Consider the following 22,009-nt stretch of genomic DNA (forward strand, 5'->3'; position numbering starts at 1 on the left):
TGCGGCCCCGGTCAGGCAGCTTGACGTTCTGGCCAGCTGACAGTTTCAACGGGCCGCTCCACATTGGCCACGTGTTCGAAAATCCTTGAGTTGATCCATTCGGGCAGGAAGACCGGCGCCATATGGCCCAGCTCGGGCAGCAACGCGATCCGCGCATTGGGCAAAGCCTTCGCGATCTCAACCGAGACGTGCTGCGCAATCTCAGGTGACTCCAAACCAGTCATTACCAACGTCGGTATTTCAAGCTTGGACAGGTCCTTCAGTTGCCAGGTTTCAGCAAAACCATTTGCAAAATCAGACATGACTGATGGGATCATCCCAATGAACCGATCCCGGGCCTGCGCGGGCAGCGAGTTCCAAAACCCCTTCTCGTTCCAGAAATCCAAAAAGTGATGCATACCAGCAGCGGCATCGCCATCCGCTGCTGCGGCGCTCACCACACCCGCGAGAAGCTGGATTTGCCCGAACAGTTTCTTGCTGACCTCATTGCCAGCCTTCAGAAAATGAAAGGCTGCAGGCTCATATACCGTCAGGCTTTTGACAAGATCAGGACGCATCAACGCGATCTTGATGGCAATACCTCCGCCGTTGGAATGTCCAACAAGATGAACGGGGCGTCCCAGCGCTTCGATTTCGCGGATTACCGGTATGGCAGAAAACGCCGCACCGTTTTGAGAGTTATCTCCAGTCAACGGGCTACGACCGTACCCGGGAAGATCAACAGCGTGAACACTAAAGCGACCTTCCAGATCCGCCGCCAGTTGGTTCCATTGCCCACTATTGGACGCCGAAGAATGCAACGCAAAAATAGGTGCGTTAATCATTTCAGTAGTTCTAAAGGAAATAGTCATCGTTCTTACCCAATCGCACTTAAGATGGGCAATAACTGACCTTTCTATGTTTCATTGTGATGTCTGGAAGCGGTGCCAAGTGTTTCAGTTGTTGCTCTGTGAAGCAGGTCACACAACTTGCTATCTGGCTCAAAAACAAACAGGTTTATCGGCCTGTACTTGGCTGAGTTGGCACCTATTGAAACAATTGAAACACGCGATGCTGATTTTGAAATGGCATTGAAACAATGGTATCCTAAAAATTCAGGATGACGATGGGCATGGCGAACGAATTTGAAGAAATCGAGAAGGCGCGGGACCTTCTTCGTGATGCGATCGAATCTCTCAAAGAAGGGTTCGCCCTCTATGATGATGATCGCCGCCTTGTCCTGTTCAATCAACGATATGCCGAGATGAACAAGGGGGTTGCCGACCTGCTGCAACCCGGACTGGACTGGGAAATCCTGATGCGCGAGACAGCGCGCCGGGGAATTTACGCCGAGGCCATCGGCAATGAACAGCAGTGGGTTTCGGACCGGTTGGCTAATGGGGTCGAGTTCATCCAAGACTTTGAGCTGATGGAAACGGATGGGCGCACCTACCTGGTTTCTGTTCATCCCACCAAGTTCGGCGGATTTGTCGTCACGCGTGAGGATATCACCGAACGCAAACAAGCCGAGGTCGAAGAGCGCGACGGCGATCTATTGATCCGAAAGGTGCTGGATGCCAGTTCGGCAATCGTAACTATGGCGCGGATTGGTGATGGTCAGATACTGTATCGCACGCCTGCTGCGCTGCAGATGTTTGGACCTTCCAAATCTGCAAAACAGCATTATCAAAAGCCGGAAGAGCGCGCGGATTTTGTAACCCAGCTTCTGGCCGATGGTCGTGTCGATGACTACAAGCTCGACTTGATTAATGCGGCTGGCAAAACCTTCCCTGCGTCGATTTCGTCTCAATTGATCGATTACAAAGGCGAAGAAGTCATCGTGACCAGCGTGATCGATCTAACCGTCCAGAAAGAGGCTGATGCCTTGATCCGTCAGGTCATGGAGGCTTATCCAGCAGCCATCAACATGACGCATGCCGACACCGGCGAGGTGCTGTTTGCTACGCCCGAGATAAAGGCGCTGTTTGGTGAAGCAGAAAGTTCGAAATCCTACTATGCGGACCCGAATGAGCGCGAACGGTACCTGAAAGACCTCCGGCAAGCGGGGGCGCTTAAGGATCGGCGTATGGAGTTCGTCGATGCAAGCGGGCGAAAGTTCTGGGGGGCGGATTCTTCACGGCTGATCGAGTTCAATGGTGAAGAAGTAATCGTTTCCAATACCCGCGATCTGACCGATGAATTGGCCATTGAGGCTGAGCTTGAAAAGCAACGAGAGCTGCTGTTCCAGAACGAAAAGATGTCTGCGCTTGGCGAACTACTCGCGGGTGTGGCGCACGAGCTTAACAATCCGTTGTCGGTTGTTGTGGGTCATTCGTTGATGTTGAAGGAAGAAATTTCCGACCCCGATCTCGGTGTCAGGATTGAAAAAATCGGCAATGCTGCAGAACGCTGCGCGAAGATTGTAAAGACCTTTCTGGCGATGGCGCGTCAGCAGCCCAGCAAGATCGAGCAGGTTGATGTTCCCAGCATGATCGAAACAGCTGCGGATGTCGCCGGGTACGGTAGCTCATCAGGCGAAATTCGCATTGAGCAAAGTGTGCCAGCAGACCTGCCTGCAGTTGCCGGGGATGCGGACCAGCTTACGCAAGTCGTCTTGAATCTTATCATCAATGCCGAGCAGGCCATGACCGCATCCGGCATCGGCGACCAGATCATGCTGTCTGCCGAGGTCAAGCCTGCCATCGGAATGGTTGAGATCACGGTTCAGGACAATGGCCCCGGTATCCCCAAAGCCATACGCGCACGTATCTTCGAGCCGTTCTTCACCACAAAAGAAGTGGGTGACGGCACCGGGATTGGGCTTGCTTTCTGTCACCGGATCATTCTGTCCCATGGCGGTCAGATCAGGCTTGATCAGGCCGCTATCTCCGGCACCTGCTTCCGGATAACTCTGCCCGTCGCAAAGATGCAAAATGATGTGGCTGAAGAAAAACCCGAACCCGCCGCGAATTTTGCCAAGCACCGTGCATTGGTCGTGGATGATGAGGTCGAAGTGGGTGAGATCAATGCCGAGATACTGCGGAAGGACGGCTTTCACGTTGATTTCGTTACCTCAGGGGAAGAGGCGCTCAGGCAACTGCAGTCCGCCAACTACGATGTATTCCTAAGTGATATGAACATGCCCGGTGTTGACGGACGCAAGATTTATGAGGCGCTGGTGGCGCGTTTTCCGAAAATGCTGACCCGGACAGCATACATCACCGGGGACACCATGGGTGAAAGCTCATTGGGACTGCTGAAGGAATCCGGTCTGCCCTATCTGGAAAAACCCGTCTCGCCTTCGGAACTGAGAATACTTGTCGGAAAGCTGCTCGCCGATCAGAAGGATCAAACGGATGAATGACCAGAAAACCCATATCCTGGTTTGCGATGACGAGATCGACGTGCGCGAGATGCTTCAGGAATATCTGAGCAAACGCGGGTACGAGGTTTCTGCAGCCGCTGGCGGAGAAGAGCTCCGGTCTGTCATCTCCTCTCGTGCTGTTGATGTCATGATCATGGATATCAATATGCCAAAGGAAGACGGTCTTTCGATCCTCAGATCGCTTCGCCCTGAAAACACGACGCCCGTGATCATGTTAACTGCAGCAGGCGATGTAGTGGACCGGATCATCGGGCTTGAGATGGGGGCAGATGACTATCTTGGAAAGCCGGTTGATCTTCGGGAACTGGAAGCGCGGATCAAGGCCCTATTGCGCCGAGGGGCCATAAACGAAAGTCTGCCCGCAGATGCCTCCGAAGGCAATTTGGCCCTTTTTGGCGACTACACGCTGGATAAAGAGGCAGCCAAACTTCTTGCGCCGGATGGATCCGAGGTCCCGCTAACCGCGATGGAGTATAGTTTGCTCAAGGTGTTTGCTGAAAACAAAGGGCGTGTTTTGAACCGTGATCAGTTGCTAGAACAAGCGCATGACCGGTCCTGGGATCCGTTCGATCGCAGCATTGATATCAGAATATCCAGACTGCGCCGGAAGCTTGAAACCAACCCGGAAAAGCCGGAAATCATCAGAACCGTGCGGGGTATAGGTTATGTTTATGATCCCAAATAGGGTTTGCCGTTCCGGACAAACACATTGCGAGTAGCACCGTGGAAACCAAGCTCGTCACGACCATAATTGCTGACATTTCTGACAGCACTCCGTTCTACGAAGAAATGGGGGACGATCAGGCGCAGCAGTTGATTCAGTTTGAAATCGATCGATTGCGTGAGGTTCTACTTGGGTTTGGCGGAGTTCCTGTGGGGCAAAAAGGCGATGATGTCTTGTCCTATTTCAAGGAACCCGAGGCCGCCGTAAACGCGGTTGTAGAGATGATTCAGAAACCGCCCGGAACATTACTGTCGGTCCACGCGGGTGTTCATCAAGGTCCCGTTGTTATTGGCGATAATGGGATATTTGGCGAAACAGTAAATCTGACCGCACGTTTGGCGGCCGCGGCCAATCCGGGTGAAGCTTGTGTCAGCGAAAGCGTCGCCAAGGATCTAAGCCCCGAAAGTCTCCAGATGCTCACCCCAATCGGATCGCTTCGCCTGAAAGGTGTGAGTGACCCGGTCAAAGCCTATTCAATCGTGGCCTCAACGGACGGGTTAAGCACCGTGATGCATCTGCCGACGCAGACGGCCAGCGGATCTGAGGGCATTCAGCAGAATGAAAGCTTTGCGCTCATTCTTTATCACGACGATCATACCTGGCGGTGTCGGGAAGGCGGGGAGCTAACGATCGGCAGATCCAGTCAATGCGATGTCATCCTGCCTGAGCCGTGGGTTTCGCGACTGCATGCGGTACTCAGCATGAAAGGCGGGAAGCTGATGCTGGCGGATCGCAGTTCGTCGGGAACTTACGTACAATTCGAGAATGCGCGTGAAATCCAGCTTAAGCGCGAGAACATAATGCTGGCCGATAGCGGGCTGATATCGCCTGCACTATCAATTTTGCACTCTGATGCGCGCCCATTAGAGTTTGAGGTCGTCCGCCGATAAACGACGTGGCACGCCTGAATTCTGGCTTCTGTGGTGAAAGTCTCAGAAAGAAACTCGCGATTGTGCTAGAATCGGCACCAATTGCGTATTTCAACCAAGATTGGGAGGGAATGATGTCATTGAATACTTCAGGAAACCAGCTTCGTCAGGGCGCTCTGATCCTGGGTGCAGCTACACTCTTGTTTGGTGCTGATGCAACTGCCCAGTCAGCGATGCCCAATGCCTGCCCTGTGGATGGATGTGAGGTGCAGATTGTATCGGTCGCCAAAGAGGGTGACGAACTGCTTGTAAACTATGACGCGAATTTCACTCCGGACGTATCGAAGAACCATTTCCATACATGGTGGGGCGAAAGCTATTCCGTTGAGCAAGTCGGCAGAAATGCCCAAAGCGAATTCAATGCCGTTCAGGGCAGGTGGCATCGGCACGATGATTACCCAAGCTATGTGACGAAGGAGGCGGCCTCGACATCGGCGCGCGAGGGAGGGACGACACTGTGCGTTACTGCTGCCGATAGGGACCACAACATATTGGATGCGACCAAGTATCATTGCGTGGATGTGCAAGAGCACCTCTGAAGCGCCAAGAATATCATGACTTTTCCTGCGTTCATCGGCCGTTACGCTGTTGACCGTGAAATCGCGAGCGGTGGGTTCGCGGCGGTTGTCCTTGCGCGGGATGACGAGTTGGAGGTACCGGTAACCCTCAAGATTCTGCATGCCAACCTTGCGACAAATGACAAAGTCATCACCCATTTTCTCGAAGAAGCCCGTCTGTTGCGGCGCATTCGATCTCCGCGCGTTGTCTCCGTGCATGACGTGGGGCGTTTGGAGGACGGGCGGCCCTATTTTGTCATGGACTACGCGGATCGCGGCACATTGGCCGACCGACTAAAGCGTCTAAGCCCCGCTGCTTTGGCCAAACGCGAAGGTGTGGAAATACTGATTGATGCAATGGCAGATGGCTTGTCTGCGGTTCACGACGCGAATGTCGTGCATCGGGACGTCAAACCCGCAAATGTCCTTCTGCAACGAGTGAAGCGGTCCAAAGACGATAACAGCACGACGGTTTCTGATGCTTTGGTCGGCCTAGACGAGAGGGTTTTTCTGGCGGATCTCGGTATTGCAAAGGATTTAGCGATCGGTGTGACCGGCGCGACCATGATGGCTGGGACACCGCTCTACCAAGCGCCAGAACAAGCTGAGCACGGGCAACCCGTGACGCCGATGACCGACATTTATTCGGCCAGCGCGCTGATGTGGCATGTCCTGACGGGAAAGGCGCCGCCGCCATTCCATCGCGTTACCGAGTATCTTTCCAGCCTGCCGGAAATGTGGCGCGATTGCATTGAGCACGGGATGGCAATGGACCCGCAGGCGCGTTTTTTGGATATGGTGTCCTGGCGCAGTGCAATGAATGATGCGTTGGATCGTGACCGGCGAGAGGCCGCATCCGAAGCGGTGACGCAGATATCGGAAAGTAGGGTGGAATGCCCCTACAAAGGGCTCGCCGCGTTCCAGCCAGAGGATTCCGACTATTTCTTTGGTCGCGAGGATCTTGTTGAGGAACTTGTGACCCGGCTTCAACAGAGCCGGATATTGGTTCTGGGTGGCTCATCCGGCAGTGGTAAATCATCCGTTCTGCGAGCAGGGCTGCTGCCAGCGATCGCTGCCAACGCGATATCCGGTAGCGAAAACTGGCGCGTTTGTGTTTTTACCCCCGGGCGCGATCCAATGACCGATTTGTACTTTCAACTCATCGGCGACAATTCTCACCTTACGGCTCAGGTCTCGCTCAACGACTTCATCGCCTATCCGAGTGCGGCGCGCCGTTTGGCCACCGCGAATGAAGGAGAGTTGTTGATCTGCATTGATCAGTTCGAAGAATTGTTCACGCTGGTCAAACAGGAACGCAGAAGCAAGTTCATCGAAGCTTTGTCAGCTATGACAGACCCCGCAGATAGCCGTGTTCGTATCGTGCTGACAATCCGTGCGGACTTTTATGCATCCTGTGCAGAGATACCGTGGCTTGCGGATCGAATCTCGGAAAACCAGTTTTTGGTCGGGCCGATGACACGGCCCGAGCTGCGCCGCGCAATCAGCGAACCGGCACATGCAGCTGGTTTGCACATGGACAGGTCCCTTATTGATGCGATCGTTGATGAGGCCGGGCGCGAAGCGGGTTCGCTCCCGCTGGTGGCGCATTCTCTGTATGAAACATGGAGCCGACGTAAAGGTGCGGTCATGTCTCTGGACGGCTACCGTCAGTCCGGTGGTGTCACAGGGGCAATCAGCCAGACAGCAGAGACACTTTTTACAGACGTTTTTGACAAAGTTCAGCAAGAAGCAACCCGGCGGCTATTCTTGCGTCTGGTTACGCCCGGCGAGGGGACACCGGACACACGGCGGTTGTTGCCGATCGATGAGATCGAGCGCGACTCGGACCCGGACACAACGCGGCGGGTCGTTGAAGCTTTGACAGATGCGCGGTTGCTGACGCTGGATGACAAAAATGTTCAGATTGCGCATGAGGCGCTGCTGCGTACATGGCCGCGACTTAATTCATGGATCGAAGAAAGCCGCGATGATCTGCGCATGCGTCAGCGTATTCAGCATGACGCTGCAGAGTGGGATGTTGAAAATCGCGAGCCCGATTTACTTTATCGCGGCACAAGGTTGTTGTCGGCTGAAGAATGGTCGGTGAAGAACCAGAATATCCTCGGTGCGTTAGAGCGGGAATTTCTGGGCGCTGCACGAGATGCGCGTGACCAAGCGCAGGCTGCATCCAAAATGCGCCGGCGTCGGCGTCGACGTATCAATCAAGTTGCCGTTGCTGCCCTTGCCTTGCTGGCCATTGGCGCAACGGTTTCGTCTTTCTTGGCTATCCGCGCGTCCAACCTTGCCGAAAGCAACAGACAGATGGCCGTTGCCGCAACAGCTGAAGCCAATGAAAGGTTCGCAAGGGCGCTAGGCGCTGCGGCGAACGGGTTATCGGATACAGATCCCTTGCTTGCCCTGTCACTCAGCGCCGAAGCGATTGTCCGAGCCGAAACTGCTGGTTCGACATCAGAAGCGAGGGCGGCGATGCTGATGGCTCGGCAAAATCTGGGTGAGGGTGGGCTTGTCCCACTGGGCAGCCCGTTTACGGTTGGTGACGCGCAGACGATGGCTATTGATGCATCCGGTACGCGTGTTGCGGTTGGATTGCGTGATGGGCGCATCGTGGTTCATAGGGCTGAATCCGGCGGAGCGGTTATTGCTGAACTGGTGGGGCATTCCGGCGGGATAAGGGATGTTGCATTCTCTCCCGATGGAGAGTTGCTGGTTTCAGCGGCAACGGATGGGGATGTCCGCCTTTGGAATGTTGGTTCGGCCAGATACGGCCCGATCACGACACTGTTCTCTGGCAATGACGTCGCATTTGGCGTGGCCTTTGATTCCACCGGCAAGCGTATCGCGTCGGCGACCGGTGACGGGACCGTTCGCCTCTGGAACGTTTCCAATGGAATGCAAATTGGAGAGCCATTGGCGAAAATGCCGCTGGGCTTCAAAAAGGTCGCGTTTTCGCCCGTTTCAGAAGGACTTGTAGCCGGAAATGTCGATGGTGGCATATTCGGCTGGGTCGACGCAAAGGCTACGCCTGCATTTCCGCCGATACCGGGCGGTCCGCTGGGGCCTGACCCCGATCACCTGTCCTTCAGCCGCGACGGGAGAACATTCGCGGTATCCCATACGAACGGGAAGGTCACGACGATTGGTTTTCCGGATGGTTCTCCAATTGTTGATCGTTTTTCAGATAGTACCGACATCGTAGCAGCAGCATTTACCGCGCCGGACAATCTGCTGGTAGGGGCAGGGGCAGACGGAACGCTGCGATTGGAAAATTCAAACATGGAAAGTGTTGGCGACGTGGTGCAAGCGCACAGTCAGAGGGTTGTGGACCTTGAAGTCGCCCAAAATGCCCCGTTGCTGGCGACTTTGGGCCGGGATCAGCAGGTACGTCTCTGGCGGATTGGGATCGACCCCGGCGGCAAAGACACGCTTGTTTTGCAGAACGGGGCAAAGGCGCTGGGCATCGCTTATACGCCGGATGCAAAGTCTATAGCCATCGGTGACAGTGAGGGGAATATCTGGGTCTGGAAGATGGGGGCTTCCATGAAACCCATGCAGCTGAAGGGGCATGAAAGCCAGGTGTGGGCGATCTCTTTCTCGCTGGATGGCAAAACCATGGTGACTGGTGATCGCGAAGGCGGCTTGAAAATCTGGGACACGGCTGCCATGCGGCTGAAAAATCAACTCGATCTGGGGCAGGCTCCCGTCTGGTCGATCATGCCGGGGTCAGGTCCCGAGGTCTTTGTGGCGACAGGAGATGGAGTGCTGCAAATCGATATCTCAGACGCTGATTTGGTCAAGAGCTTTGCGCCAGCTGACATTCAGGCAAATCGTGTCGCCGTCTCTGAAGATGGCGGTATGCTGGCAGCGGCCTCGGTGGATGGTAAGGTCTATATTTGGTCGATTGGCGGCGGTCAGTTGATCAGAGTGATTGAAGCTGATGACAACACGCTTTGGAGTGTTGCTTTCAGTCGTGATGGCGCACAGGCTGCAACTGCTTCCAGCGATGAGGTGGTCAAGGTGTGGGATGTTGAAACCGGCGAAGAGCTTGCCGCTTATGGCGGTCATAAGGGTGGGGCGACAGATGTTGCCTTTTTGGCGGATGAGGCAACCTTGGTGGCAATCGACCGATCTGGGGAACTGCATTGGTGGGATACCGCGACGCACCGTCGGCTCATGCCTGTCGAAAAGATTCATGCAGGCCCGACCTGGCGTATTGCGCTGGCACCAGACGGAAATTCTTTTGCGACAACCAGCGAAGCTGGTGATGTTCGGGTTTGGGACAGGTTGAGCTTAGAGGTCGCATGTGCGTTGGGCAGTCCAACCTTCGATGAAGGGCGCAGGGTTCAGTATTTGGGAAGCGATGAGCCAACAACGACCTGTGATGCCTTCGCGAATTGATCACATGGCGAGTATTGAAAAGCACGGGCGGGCGCTTGGATTTGAAGCGGAACTAAGCAGGCGTGATCAGATTATGGTCGGTTCACAACGAAATCCGGCATGATCTGCGCCTGTGTGATTGCGTCATCGACGTCATGCCCTGCGAAAAAACCGTACCCCGAAATCAGGGCCGAGGCGATTCCGGCAGCATGGGCCCCCAATATGTCGGTATGCAAGCTGTCACCAACCATAAGCACGCGAGTTTTATCGACCCGGCCAAGTCGCTTAAAAGCCAAGTCAAAAATATTCTCAAATGGTTTGCCGAAGAATTCGGGTACAACGCCGGTTCGATCGGCAAGACGATGCGCGAACAGACCGGGTTCGTCTGAAAACCCGTGCTCGCGTGGTGCGACTATGTCCGGATTTCCAACCAATACCGGACGCGGGCGTTTTAGCAGGGCTGCTTCCAAATGAGCCTGACGTGCCTCGGACCAGACGGCTGAGCCGATCATCAGAAACCCCTCAACCGAGTCATAGGGCTCGGGATCGTCATCGAGATAAGTCAGGTTCAAATCTTCCAGATCGCGAAGGCCGGTGCTGGGTGTTGCCATCAAACCCCAATGCAGCGCGCGTTGACCGCCCAGCTCTGCCAGCAGTGTTGCGCGGCTTGTGATGATATCCTCTGACGCAAAATCATATCCCAGCCGGGCGTATTTCTCGACGAGCGCCGCATGAGGGTGACCAGCTGCATTCGAGACGACCAGAACGCGTTTACCCATGGCTTTGAGCTGATCAATCCGCGCGGCTGTACCGGGAATTGCAGTCTCGCCGATATTGAGGACACCGAACGCATCCAGAAGGAATACATCGAAGCCTTCAGCAATATCCATCAAAGTGTTCGCATGCTGATAGGATTGAACAGCCGGTTCAGCAGCCGGAAGCCGATGCCGAACGGCCTCGTAGGCGTCGAAAGCCTCTTGGGTCGTGAAGCGGCTCAAATAATTGCCCCTCGTACTTTGGCAGACACCCATTCGCTGATCATGACGGCAATCAGAATGACGATCAGGATAAGGCTGACCTGCGGCCATGCCAGAACGTTCAGCGACGCCGACAATTGCAGCCCGATGCCGCCTGCGCCCACAAGGCCAAGAACCGTAGACTCGCGAATATTGATGTCCCAGCGGAATACGGCGATCCCGGCAAAGGCGGGCAATATTTGCGGGACGATTCCATATGCCATGACCTGCCAGCGGGATGCGCCGGTGGCGGTGATGGCTTCGACTTGGGTGTGATCAATTTCCTCGATGGCTTCATAGAGAAGCTTGGCGCAGAAGCCGATCGAACGAATGGCTATGGCGATAACACCTGCGAACACTCCGGGACCAATGATTGCGATTAACAAAAGCGCCCAGATCAACGAGTTGATCGAGCGGGTTGAGACGATGATCAGTAACGCGATGGGGCGGATGAACACGGCCGACGGCGTGGTGTTGCGGGCGGCCAGAAAGGCGACCGGTACGGCAAGGAACAGCGCAATGATCGTACCAAGTGTGGCGATGTTCAGCGTGTCCCAGATCGGGCGGCCTAGCTGCGTGATGTAATCCCACTTTGGTGGTGTCGCGCGGGTCCAGATATCGTTCGCGATCCGGGGTGCGTCCCACACAAAGAACCATGTCGTCGAGGCCGAGATGATCTGCCAGCAGTAGACAAAGACCGCCACACCCAACAGCCAGCAAAACCAACGCACAAGGCTTTGACCGGTCGTGCGTCTGCGCCAGATTTGCGTACCTTCATGTTCAAGCACTGGCATTACTGGACCCTCGCGCGGATGATACCCGAGAGGTATTCGAGCGCCATGACGATCCCGATGATCAGGATCAGAATGGCTGCCGCAGTGTCATACTCATAACGGTCAAACGCCGTATTCAGCGTTGCCCCAATGCCACCGGCCCCCACAAGCCCAAGAATTGCACTTTCGCGAAAGTTGATATCGATCCTGTACATCGACAGCCCGACCAGTCGCGGCATGACCTGTGGCTGCACGCCGTAGTTGATCCATTGCATCCATCGCGCGCCCGAGGCTTTGATCGCCTCGGCCTGCACTTTGTCCATGGCCTCGATGTCTTCAGCCAAGAGCTTGGACAGGAAACCGATAGTGGCGAAGGACAGTGTCAGGAAGCCGGCCAAAGGTCCGAACCCAAAGATGGCAACCAGAAGAATGGCGACGATAATCTCTTGCAGGGCGCGGCTGATCGCAACAATGCCTCGGCAGATCACATAGACCGGGAGAGGCGCAATATTGCGTGCAGCGCCCAGTCCGATCGGGATCGATATCAGGATGCCCACCACCGACGCTGCAACGGTCATCACGATGCTCTCAAGAAGACCGCTCCAGATATCGCTCCAGCGCGATATGAAATCCGGGCTTGTGAAAGCAAGGACAAAAGCCCAACCGCGATCCAAGCCTTCATAAACCCGGCCCCAATCCACCTCGATGGTCATAAATGCCGCAATCAGATAGGCGACGAATCCAACGATCAAGGTCCAGCGCAGTAAGGCGTTTTTGACGAAGGCCGGTTTCCGCCAGCCTTTGCCCAGCTGGTCATCAAGTTCGGGATGGCTCATTCCGCGGCCTCGATCTCTTCGTCGTCTTCAACTTTCTCTATGGTCGCTTCCCAGTCTTCTTCGCCATAGATTTCGGTCAACTTGTCAGGCGTAAGCCCAGAGGGGAGGCCGTCAAATACGATTTCACCAAAGCGTAGGCCAACGACGCGCGGTACGAACATTTGCGCAAGGGCCACGTCATGAATGTTGATTATCGCGGCTAATCCGCGTTCCTGACACAGCTCGGTAATCAAGCGCATGATCTGACGGCTGGTTTTTGGGTCCAGTGAGGCGGTCGGTTCATCGACCAGCAGAAGCTTGGGATTTTGGATTAGCGCCCGGCATATTCCAACCCGCTGACGCTGACCACCTGACAGTTCGTCCGCGCGTTTGTCGGCCATATGCAACAGACCCACGCGATCCAGCAGGCGGAATGCATCATCCACGTCAGACTGGGGGTAACGTCGCAGGAAGCTCCGCCAAAACCCAACATATCCCAGCCGTCCCGACAGTACATTTTCCATGACAGTCAGGCGTTCAACCAGTGCGTATTCCTGAAAGATCATCCCCATTTCACGACGTGCTTTCCGCAGCGCGCCCGAGCCGAGTTTGACCAGGTCCACGTCGTCCAGCAGAACCTCGCCACTTGTGGGTTCAACCAAACGGTTAATGCAGCGGATCATGGTGGATTTGCCAGCACCAGAAGGCCCGATCAGCGCCAGAACCTGGCCCTTTGGCACATCTAGATCGATCGCCTTCAGGGCCTGATCGCCGGTTTTATAAGTTTTTGTAAGCTTTTGAAGCCGCAGCATTTATGCCCCCGGTTCGGGTGGTAACGGGCCCCGCAGGGCCCGTTGGATGTAGTATCGATTACTGGCAGGCGTAGGAAACGCCGTTGGCCGCGTCGATCTTGCGGATGACGTCCCAGAACTCCTGATAGGTCATCTCAAGGAACTGACCTTCATTCGATTTCGAGAACTCAGCCTCAAGCGTCGTTCCCTCCCAGTCGAAGCTGAAGAAGGCATTGCGGATTTTCTCCTGTAGCTCCGGCGTCAGGTTGTACACGGTTCCAAAGCCTGTCGTCGGGAAGGTCTGCGACTTGTAGATCGTGATGACGTCGTCTTCGTTGATCACATCGCGCGAGATCATCCGCGATTTGACCGAATTAGCGATCGAGGCAGCCAGATAGTCCTTATTGGCGACACCCAAGATCGAGTTGTCATGCTTGCCCGAATAAACCGGCTCAAAATCGCGTTCGGGTAGCAGATCAAAGTCGCTTTTCAGGATCGCTGACGGCGCTTTGAAGCCCGAGTTCGAAGTAGGAGAAGTAAAGGCCAATTGCTTGCCCTTGATATCCTCAACCTTTTCGATGCCTGAACCGGGATAGGTGATGATCTCCATCTCGTATCCGAAGTTTCCGTCTTTCGACGCCATGATCGTGAAGGGCCTGAATCCGGCGCAGTTCACGGCCAACGGGTTTGAACCGGTATTGAAGCCCGCAATATGCAGACGCCCCGAACGCATGGCCTCAATCTGGGCCGCGTTGTTCTGAACTGGAAAGAAAACAACGTCTTTGCCAGTTTCCGCTTTCAGATGATCAAGAAAGTCTGACCAAGCAGTTTTGTATACGGCAGGGTCTTCAACCGGGGTGTAGGCAAAGATCAGAGTATCAGGATCAATCTGATCGGCAGGATCAGCGGGGATATCCGCGATCAGATCGCCATCGGCATCGCAGAACCGCGCATCCAGATCACCGCGCGGGCAGTCTTGCGCCGAAGCCGTGCCCGACAGTGACAAGAGCGCGATTGCGGAAGCTCCGATCAGTAGTTTGATATCAAATTTCATTTCTTCCTCCCAGTCATGCGTGGCTTTTCTGTCCACGGTTTGTCGTTCTTTGTAAGGACTGCTCAGCGACAAGAATCTTCACCCCGGCGTCGTTGATCGCGCCAAGCAAATCCCCTGTTGGTTTGGTATCAGTTACGATTGAATTCAACCCGTCAAGGTCGCCCACACGGGTCAAACCTTTGCGGTCGAATTTCTCGGACCCGATCAGAAGATGTCGCGTCGCGGCGCGTGCCAGCATCATCCGTTTGACGGTTGCGAAACCGCGCACGGTCTCTGACGGCCCTTCTTCTGACAGGCCGGACGCGCCAATCATGCAACGATCGACGTTGAAACGAGACAGGAAATCCAGTGTATCTGTCCCGATCGTGGCGGACTCGGCGGTCAGATATTCGCCTGGGCATAGAATGACTTCAACTGGTGCGTGACCAAGGGTCATGGCCACCGGTATCGAATTCGTAATTGCCGTGCAGTGAATGCCCCGATACGCCAACATACGGGCCATCTCGATCGTGGTTGAGCCGGAATCGATCATCACCGTCTCGCCTTCCTGAACCAGGTCAGCTGCGCATTTGCCGATCTTTTCACGCTCATCAAGGCGGGCGTGGGTGCGCTCATCCAGACTTGGATAACGTCCTTGTATCGGGGCAGAGGCACCGCCATGCGCCCGCGAGATCAGCCCATCATCGGCCAGGGCATCAAAATCCCTGCGCACCGTTTCCGCCGAAACATTGAAACGCTGCGCCAATTCGCTGATCCGGACGTGCGGGCGAAGCTTCAACTCCAACAATATCTCACGGCGACGGTCGGATTTCTTGAACCGACTCTGGCCCTTGTTGGTTTTCTTATCGCGCGTTTCCGCTTTGGGCATCTGGCAATCCGACTCGGTTTCAATCTCACTTTTGTGGCGTTTCAGTCGTTTTGCAACAATTTCTGTTGCAAAGCCCACGATTCATTGTGAGACTTCAAAGAACTGTTTCTATTTCGAGGCGTAGCAATCGAAGTGCACCGGCGTTCTGGATGTAGCCACCTTGTTCAACAGCACGTATGTGTTGCCATTGCCCTTTGCGTAGTGCCAGAGCCAAGAGCGCGCGCATGAGCAAGACCGAATTCACAGATCAGATCGGTGCGCTTCCAGTGCGATGGGACAAGTCCGACAAGCTGCGGGTTCTCATGGTCACTTCGCGTGACCGGGGGCGGTGGGTCATCCCCAAAGGTTGGATGATGGATGGTAAGAAGCCTTGGCATGCCGCTGAAATCGAAGCTTTGGAAGAGGCCGGAGCGGTTGGCTTTATCTCCAAGAAATCGATCGGGTGCTTTCACTATGACAAGCGATACGAGGGTAAAAGCAGCGTGCCTTGCCGCGTAACGCTTTATCCGTTGATTGTGGAACGGCTCAAACGCCGTTGGAAGGAACGCGACGAACGCAAGCGCCACTGGTTCTCACCTGCCAAGGCCGCAAAGCTTGTCGAAGAGAAAGAACTGGCGCGTTTGTTAAAGAGCCTGTCAGATAATCAAGAGACGTTGGCTGTTATCGAAAAATTGCGAAAGGCCGCATGAGGAAGGGCATATAAGAGCCGGGAAATCCGGACGCAGTGAACTTAAAGGGAGAGAAATCAATGAAGAAATTTACATCCACAACGTTGGGATCGCTTATTGCCCTTGCCGCATCGATGTCAGCGGCACAGGCTGACAAGTTGACACTTTATTGTTCTGCGCAAGAGGATTGGTGCCAGCTTATGGCGCGCAGTTTTGAGGACGCGACCGGCATCGACGTTAATATGACCCGTAAATCCTCGGGTGAGACATTTGCTCAGATCCGTGCAGAAAGCTCCAACCCAAAGGGTGACGTTTGGTGGGGCGGAACGGGGGATCCGCATCTGCAGGCCGCAGAAGAGGGCCTGACGATGGAATACATGTCGCCGATGCGTGACCAGCTTCATGATTGGGCGATTTCTCAGGCGGAAAGCGCGGGTAACAAGACCATCGGCATCTATTCAGGTGCGCTTGGTTACGGCTACAATGCCGATCTTGTCGCCGCGAACAACCTTCCCGAACCTGCTTGCTGGAAGGACCTTCTGAAGCCCGAGTACAAGGGGCACGTTCAGATGGCGAACCCGAACTCATCAGGTACGGCCTACACGACCCTGGCCTCGATGGTGCAAATCTTCGGCGAGGACGAAGGATTTGAGTTCATGAAGGGGCTGCATTCGAACATCAACCAATACACCAAGTCGGGCTCGGCACCGATCAAGGCTGCTGGTCGAGGCGAGAATACAATTGGTATCGTTTTCATGCATGACGCAGTAAAGCAGGCGGTATCGGGTTTCCCGATCAAAGTCGTCGCGCCATGTGAAGGTACTGGTTACGAAATCGGTTCGATGTCGATCATCGAAGGCGCGCGCAACGAAGAAGAGGCCAAGAAGTTCTATGACTGGGCATTGTCGCCCGAGGCGCAGAACCTCGCCCTTCAGGTAAATGCCTTCCAAGTGCCGTCAAACAAAGGTGCTGAAACTTCGGAAAGCGCGCCTGACATGAGCCAGATCAAGCTGATCGACTATGACTTCAAGAAATACGGCTCGTCGGATGAGCGCAAGCGCTTGCTGCAGAAATGGGACGAAGAGGTTTCGGTACTGCCGCAGTAAATGACTGACGACACGACAAAAACGACCCATCCGGTTCTGATCTTCTGGGTCATCGCCGGGTGGGTCGGATTCTGCCTGCTGCCGTGGTACATGGTTGACGGTGGCCTGTGGTCGTTCGAGTGGCTTTTGGACGGCTACCCGTTTGACGAAGATTATGCGCCTGCTGCCTTTCTGATCGGTCAGGGCGAAAAACTGTGGCTTGCGCCGCTTCTTATCGCTCTACTATTGCCGCTTTCGGTACTAAGGCGCGCCAAATCAGATCCGCTGTATGCGCGCATTCTGATCCTGTCAGGGGCACTGGGCTTCGGCTGGCTGATCGCGCAAGGGTTCAGCATCGGAATCCGAGGCTACAATTTCGATTGGCTGGAAGCCTTGTTCGGAGAGCTCGGTGATCGGCAATTCGGCATGGGCTATGGCGCGATGATCTGCGCGTCGAGTTTTCTGTTCCTTCTGACCCAGGGTGTCGCCGCACGTGGGGCGATTAACGGAGACGTCTTCGTGGTCAGCGCCATCGGCGGTGTGATCACCATCGTCACCGCGTTTGTGTTCTTTCCCATCGCCAAGATGCTGTTCGCTGCCTTTGTGACGGAAGAGGGCGCGTACTCCATCGCAGTGTTCTTCTCGAAGTTCTTTGACGACCGGCTTTGGGGGCTGGGATGTTTCTGGGGCGCACGATGCGGGGCGGCATGGAACTCACTGTTTCTGGCCATCCTCGTCGGCTTCATCACCACTGCGCTCGGCTTGTGCTTTGCGCTTGTCGTGACCCGCTCGGGCTTTCGGTACAAGCGCGCGTTGCGCGCACTGACGGTTCTGCCGATTATCACGCCACCGTTCGTGATCGGCCTAGCGCTGATCCTGCTGTTTGGATTGTCGGGTTCAGTAACGCAGTTCTTTGCCGAATTGTTCGGCACCCAACCCACTCGCTGGCTGTATGGCATGCCGGGTGTTCTGATTGCGCAGACGTTGGCATTTACACCCATCGCCTTCCTTGTGCTGATTGGCGTCGTTGAAGGGGTGTCTCCCTCGATGGAAGAAGCGGCCCAGACATTGCGCGCGAATAGATGGCAGACGTTCAAAACCGTGTCCCTACCGTTAATGCGCCCTGGCCTTGCCAATGCTTTCCTTCTGGGCTTCATCGAAAGCATGGCCGATTTCGGCAACCCACTTGTGCTAGGTGGCAATTTCGATGTGCTGTCGACCGAGATTTTCTTTGCAATTGTTGGTGCGCAATATGATCAAGGCCGCGCTGCGGTTCTGGCCATGGTGCTTCTGTTCTTCACGCTTTCAGCCTTCTACGCGCAGCGAGCCTGGCTGGGTAAGAAAAGCTACACCACAGTCACGGGCAAAGGTGACGCTGGCGTACATCCATTGATGCCAACCGGCCTTTCCATCCCGGTGCTAACCGTCGCCCTTGGCTGGGCGGTGTTTACCATCGTCGTCTACGCCATGATCGTCTACGGCAGCGTGGTTGAACTGTGGGGAGTCAATAATTCCCTGACGTTCAAGCACTACGTCACTGCCTTCTCGGTTCGGTTTGAAGCAGAGGGTATTCGCTGGACAGGAGCCGCATGGGACAGTTTCTGGACGACTATCACCATCGCCGCAATTGCTGCTCCACTGACGGCTGCCGTGGGGCTCGTGACGGCCTACCTTCTGACCCGACAGAGTTTCGCGGGTAAAGATGCCTTTGAGTTCGGCACCATGCTGTCCTTTGCCATCCCTGGCACGGTGATCGGTGTCAGCTACATTCTCGCCTTCAACGTGCCACCGATCGAGATTACGGGCACGGGTGTCATCCTTGTTGTCAGCTTCATCTTCCGCAATATGCCGGTCGGTGTCCGAGCCGGCATCGCCAGCATGTCGCAACTGGATCGCAGTCTTGACGAGTCATCTCTGACCCTCGGGGCAAATTCCTGGCAGACTTTCCGCCGGATCATCCTGCCTCTGCTACGCCCGGCAATTCTTGCCGCCCTTGTCTACAGTTTCGTGCGGGCCATGACGGCGATTTCGGCCGTGATCTTTCTGGTCAGCGCGGAATATGACATGGCGACCAGCTATATCATCGGGCGGGTCGAGAATAACGACTATGGTCTCGCCATCGCCTATTCCACCAATCTGATCTTTGTGATGCTGTCAGTGGTTGCCCTTATGCAGTTGATCGTGGGCCGGACCAAGATCGGGCGACGAATGACGCAGTCGCGGACCAATGTTTAGGAGAGTTTGACATGAGCCTGCAGTCCAAAGCCGCGCCGGTTCGGTTCGAGTCCGTCACAAAGATGTTTGGCAAGGATGTCGTTGCCGTCGACAATATTGACCTGAATGTCGATGCAGGAAAACTGGTCACGCTGTTGGGCCCGTCAGGCTGCGGCAAGACGACGACGCTGAGGATGATCGCAGGGCTCGAAATGGCCACCTCAGGAAAGATCACCATCGGGGATCGCGATGTGACCAAACTGCCCGCGACGGATCGCGACGTATCTATGGTGTTCCAGTCCTATGCGCTGTTTCCTCATATGAGCGTGCTTGAGAACGTGATGTATGGCCTCACGTTCTCGGGCTTTGCTAAAGACGAGGCCCGCCGCCGCGCGCTGGACGGTTTGGAGCTGGTTGGCCTGAAAGGTTTTGACGGCCGTCTCCCGTCAGAACTGTCTGGTGGCCAACAGCAGCGCGTCGCTGTAGCGCGGGCTTTAGTGTTGGAACCACAGGTGCTGTTGTTTGATGAACCGCTTTCGAACCTCGACGCGAAATTACGCCGCCAGGTGCGCGAGGACATCCGGGCCATTCAGCAAGACCTTGGCCTGACCGTCGTCTACGTGACACACGATCAGGAAGAGGCTCTGGCGGTGTCCGACGAAATCGTCGTGATGCGGAATGCCGCGATTGCCCAGATTGGCACGCCTCGCCAGCTTTATGACGCCCCAAATGATCGCTTCGTTGCGGATTTTATTGGTGAGGCCAATCTGCTTGCCTGCCAGATCATCTCGGTCGACGGCGACATGGCCACCATCGAGATCGAAGGCTACCGCCATACCTTGGCATCCCGTGGCTTGACCGAAGGGCCTGCGACCGTCGCCATCCGGCCTTCTCGACTTGTGATCGGAGCCGCGCAAGGGGTTGCAGCGACCGTCTCCAAAGCCACCTATGTGGGTGTCCGAATGGAGTACACTCTGACCGGTGCGTTCGGACAGGTCTTTGCAGTCCATGACGATGTCGATGCGCCGCTAGAGCCGGGTACAGAAGTACAGATGGCCTTCGCCGAGAAAGGTCCGGTGCTTTTGCCCGAATAGATGCCCTGTCTTCTAATCATCACGCACCCCGAGGTCATCATTGACCCGAACATCCCCATTCAGGACTGGGGGCTTAGCGCGGAAGGCCGCCGCCGCGCTGCGGCCTTCGCAACCAGCGGAATTTTTGCAGAAGTTACCCACCTATGGGCCAGCACCGAGCAAAAGGCCCGCGAGACGGCCGACATCCTGGCCGCGCCCCGAAGCCTGCGGATAAAACAAGATGCCGCACTTGGCGAGAATGATCGAAGCGCCACCGGTTTTCTGCCGCGTGACCGGTTCGAAGCTGCCGCTGACGCATTCTTTGCCGACCCCAACACCAGTTTTCGCGGCTGGGAAACTGCCGTTGCCGCCCAGCGGCGTATAAACCAAGCAGTAACTTCAATTATCGAAACGCATGATGGCAGTGACCTCGCCATCGTTACCCATGGGGCCGTCGGGACCCTTCTGTGGTGCTCCTTGTCGGGCTGCCCCATTGATCGGAGGTATGATCAGCCCGGGCAAGGCCATTATTGGCAAGCCGATCTAACGGACCTTAAACCGCTGAGCGGATGGCGCTCAATCGACTAGATTGTCAGGCCTGCCACGCGTTCTCCGAGATTTCACACAAAGTATCAAACACATCCGGAGTACCAGCGATCACCCGACCGCCGTTGCGGATCATTACACCTGCGTCCTGATCTTCGACCACGCCGCCTGCTTCCGCGATCATCAATTGACCAGCCAGACAATCCCAGGCGTTCATATGTTCTTCGACATAGCCAAGCAGCCGGCCCGCTGCGACATAGGCCAATGACAGCGCGCCACTGGCGTTTCTGTGAAACATGGCCCCACGCTCGATCAGGTTCGCGACGATTGGAACAATGTTACGGTTATCCACCCGGTTCGAATAACCCACTGCCACCGTTCCTTGATGCAGCGCAACACCCGAAGCGACCCTCATTGGCGCATCATTCAGTGTTGCCCCACCTCCGCGCGAGGCTACGAAGGTCTCATTGATATTTGGGTCATGGATTACTCCGATCTCGGTATTTTCCTCAGCGACGCCCGCCAGAACGATGGTCCAGGCCGGAATGCCATTGACGAAATTCGTGGTGCCATCGATTGGATCGATCACCCAGTCAAATCCACTTGAACCTTGTGTTTCACCATGCTCTTCGCCAAATATGCCATCGTTGGGCCAAGCCTCGGCGATCCTCTGGCGGATGAAGGTTTCGACATTCCGGTCTGCCTCGCTGACCCAATCCTGTGCGCCTTTTTGATCGACGATCAAACCGCCCCGGTCGGAGAAATATCTGAAGGCGATTGTGCCAGCTTCCTTGCAGATCGCGATCGCGAAGTCTTTGCGTTCTTTGAGGTAATCCATTGGGAATCCAAATCATATCTGTTGTTGGCCAAAACTGTGCAGGCTTGGTGATGGAATGGCAAATACCAAATGCTGGTGAACTCGGTCCGAGGCAGCCATTGACAGGCGTGCCTTCAACCGCATTTCGCGTCTTCAAAACGGGGCGCGCAGGTTTCGTGCTAAACACGATGCTGTAAGAATACGTCGCCGGGAACGATTTTAGCATTGAAGAAAATGGTAGCCCGTAGGGGAATCGAACCCCTCTTTCCAGGTTGAAAACCTGGCGTCCTAACCGATAGACGAACGGGCCATTTAGACCA

The 22,009-nt window shown here is 55.3% G+C and carries 18 protein-coding genes and 1 tRNA gene; 10 read left to right on the plus strand and 9 right to left on the minus strand.

What is annotated here, in order from left to right; genetic code table 11:
• Window positions 1-11: 11 nt before the first annotated feature.
• Complete coding sequence (locus ACR0L9_RS04675) at window positions 12-824, minus strand: alpha/beta fold hydrolase (RefSeq protein WP_255612043.1); 813 nt, start codon at window positions 822-824, stop codon at window positions 12-14.
• A gap of 287 nt (window positions 825-1,111) precedes the next feature.
• On the opposite strand from ACR0L9_RS04675, the gene ACR0L9_RS04680 reads away from it, so the two are divergent.
• The 5 genes from ACR0L9_RS04680 to ACR0L9_RS04700 all read left to right on the plus strand — a co-directional run bounded on the left by ACR0L9_RS04680 (window position 1,112) and on the right by ACR0L9_RS04700 (window position 9,990).
• A complete protein-coding gene (locus ACR0L9_RS04680) occupies window positions 1,112-3,343 on the plus strand; it encodes an ATP-binding protein (protein WP_480895006.1) in 2,232 nt (743 codons plus the stop codon).
• Window positions 3,336-4,049 carry a response regulator gene (locus ACR0L9_RS04685; protein WP_170396223.1) on the plus strand — a complete coding sequence of 238 codons (714 nt, stop codon included), beginning with the start codon at window positions 3,336-3,338 and terminating at the stop codon, window positions 4,047-4,049. The genes ACR0L9_RS04680 and ACR0L9_RS04685 overlap by 8 nt, the downstream gene beginning before the upstream one ends.
• Before the next feature lie 38 nt (window positions 4,050-4,087).
• A complete protein-coding gene (locus ACR0L9_RS04690) occupies window positions 4,088-4,978 on the plus strand; it encodes an adenylate/guanylate cyclase domain-containing protein (protein WP_480895008.1) in 891 nt (296 codons plus the stop codon).
• A 113-nt stretch (window positions 4,979-5,091) separates the two neighbouring features.
• Entirely contained in the window at window positions 5,092-5,556 is a 465-nt protein-coding gene (locus ACR0L9_RS04695; RefSeq protein WP_170396227.1) for a hypothetical protein, read from the plus strand.
• A gap of 15 nt (window positions 5,557-5,571) precedes the next feature.
• Complete coding sequence (locus tag ACR0L9_RS04700; RefSeq protein ID WP_480895010.1) at window positions 5,572-9,990, plus strand: WD40 repeat domain-containing serine/threonine protein kinase; 4,419 nt, start codon at window positions 5,572-5,574, stop codon at window positions 9,988-9,990.
• Between the two features lie 71 nt (window positions 9,991-10,061).
• Here ACR0L9_RS04700 and ACR0L9_RS04705 read toward each other — a convergent pair whose 3' ends face one another.
• Genes ACR0L9_RS04705 through ACR0L9_RS04730 form a run of 6 tightly spaced genes read right to left on the minus strand, consistent with a single transcriptional unit; the run spans window position 10,062 to window position 15,286 of the window.
• Window positions 10,062-11,000 carry an HAD-IIA family hydrolase gene (locus ACR0L9_RS04705; protein ID WP_480895012.1) on the minus strand — a complete coding sequence of 313 codons (939 nt, stop codon included), beginning with the start codon at window positions 10,998-11,000 and terminating at the stop codon, window positions 10,062-10,064.
• Entirely contained in the window at window positions 10,964-11,779 is an 816-nt protein-coding gene (phnE, locus tag ACR0L9_RS04710; protein ID WP_170396234.1) for a phosphonate ABC transporter, permease protein PhnE, read from the minus strand. The genes ACR0L9_RS04705 and phnE (ACR0L9_RS04710) overlap by 37 nt, the downstream gene beginning before the upstream one ends.
• Window positions 11,779-12,594 carry a phosphonate ABC transporter, permease protein PhnE gene (gene phnE / locus ACR0L9_RS04715; RefSeq protein ID WP_480895014.1) on the minus strand — a complete coding sequence of 272 codons (816 nt, stop codon included), beginning with the start codon at window positions 12,592-12,594 and terminating at the stop codon, window positions 11,779-11,781. The genes phnE (ACR0L9_RS04710) and phnE (ACR0L9_RS04715) overlap by 1 nt, the downstream gene beginning before the upstream one ends.
• Complete coding sequence (gene phnC / locus ACR0L9_RS04720) at window positions 12,591-13,385, minus strand: phosphonate ABC transporter ATP-binding protein (RefSeq protein ID WP_170396238.1); 795 nt, start codon at window positions 13,383-13,385, stop codon at window positions 12,591-12,593. Before phnC ends, phnE (ACR0L9_RS04715) begins: the two co-directional genes overlap by 4 nt.
• A 58-nt stretch (window positions 13,386-13,443) precedes the next feature.
• Window positions 13,444-14,418: a phosphate/phosphite/phosphonate ABC transporter substrate-binding protein gene (gene phnD / locus ACR0L9_RS04725; RefSeq protein WP_170396240.1), complete on the minus strand. Its 975-nt coding sequence runs from the start codon at window positions 14,416-14,418 to the stop codon at window positions 13,444-13,446.
• 13 nt (window positions 14,419-14,431) lie between these two features.
• Window positions 14,432-15,286 (minus strand): DeoR/GlpR family DNA-binding transcription regulator, encoded by an 855-nt coding sequence (locus ACR0L9_RS04730; protein ID WP_480895016.1) that lies wholly within the window; start codon window positions 15,284-15,286, stop codon window positions 14,432-14,434.
• A 224-nt stretch (window positions 15,287-15,510) separates the two neighbouring features.
• Here ACR0L9_RS04730 and ACR0L9_RS04735 point away from each other — a divergent pair, with 224 nt between their 5' ends.
• From ACR0L9_RS04735 to ACR0L9_RS04755, 5 genes are read left to right on the plus strand one after another with little or no spacing between them, the layout of a single operon-like run.
• Window positions 15,511-15,975 carry an NUDIX hydrolase gene (locus ACR0L9_RS04735; protein ID WP_170396245.1) on the plus strand — a complete coding sequence of 155 codons (465 nt, stop codon included), beginning with the start codon at window positions 15,511-15,513 and terminating at the stop codon, window positions 15,973-15,975.
• Between the two features lie 59 nt (window positions 15,976-16,034).
• Complete coding sequence (locus ACR0L9_RS04740; RefSeq protein WP_170565762.1) at window positions 16,035-17,060, plus strand: ABC transporter substrate-binding protein; 1,026 nt, start codon at window positions 16,035-16,037, stop codon at window positions 17,058-17,060.
• On the plus strand, window positions 17,061-19,274 hold the full coding sequence (locus ACR0L9_RS04745) for an ABC transporter permease (protein ID WP_480895018.1): 2,214 nt from the start codon (window positions 17,061-17,063) through the stop codon (window positions 19,272-19,274). It begins immediately after the preceding gene.
• Between the two features lie 11 nt (window positions 19,275-19,285).
• Window positions 19,286-20,347 carry an ABC transporter ATP-binding protein gene (locus tag ACR0L9_RS04750; RefSeq protein WP_170663744.1) on the plus strand — a complete coding sequence of 354 codons (1,062 nt, stop codon included), beginning with the start codon at window positions 19,286-19,288 and terminating at the stop codon, window positions 20,345-20,347.
• Entirely contained in the window at window positions 20,348-20,914 is a 567-nt protein-coding gene (locus ACR0L9_RS04755) for a histidine phosphatase family protein (RefSeq protein ID WP_480895021.1), read from the plus strand.
• A gap of 4 nt (window positions 20,915-20,918) precedes the next feature.
• Here ACR0L9_RS04755 and ACR0L9_RS04760 read toward each other — a convergent pair whose 3' ends face one another.
• Window positions 20,919-21,710, minus strand: a complete 792-nt coding sequence (locus ACR0L9_RS04760) for an inositol monophosphatase family protein (protein WP_480895023.1) — start codon at window positions 21,708-21,710, stop codon at window positions 20,919-20,921.
• 214 nt (window positions 21,711-21,924) lie between these two features.
• Window positions 21,925-21,999, minus strand: a tRNA-Glu gene (locus ACR0L9_RS04765).
• Window positions 22,000-22,009: the final 10 nt, after the last annotated feature.

The sequence above is a fragment of the Ruegeria sp. I3 genome (genome assembly GCF_056532525.1).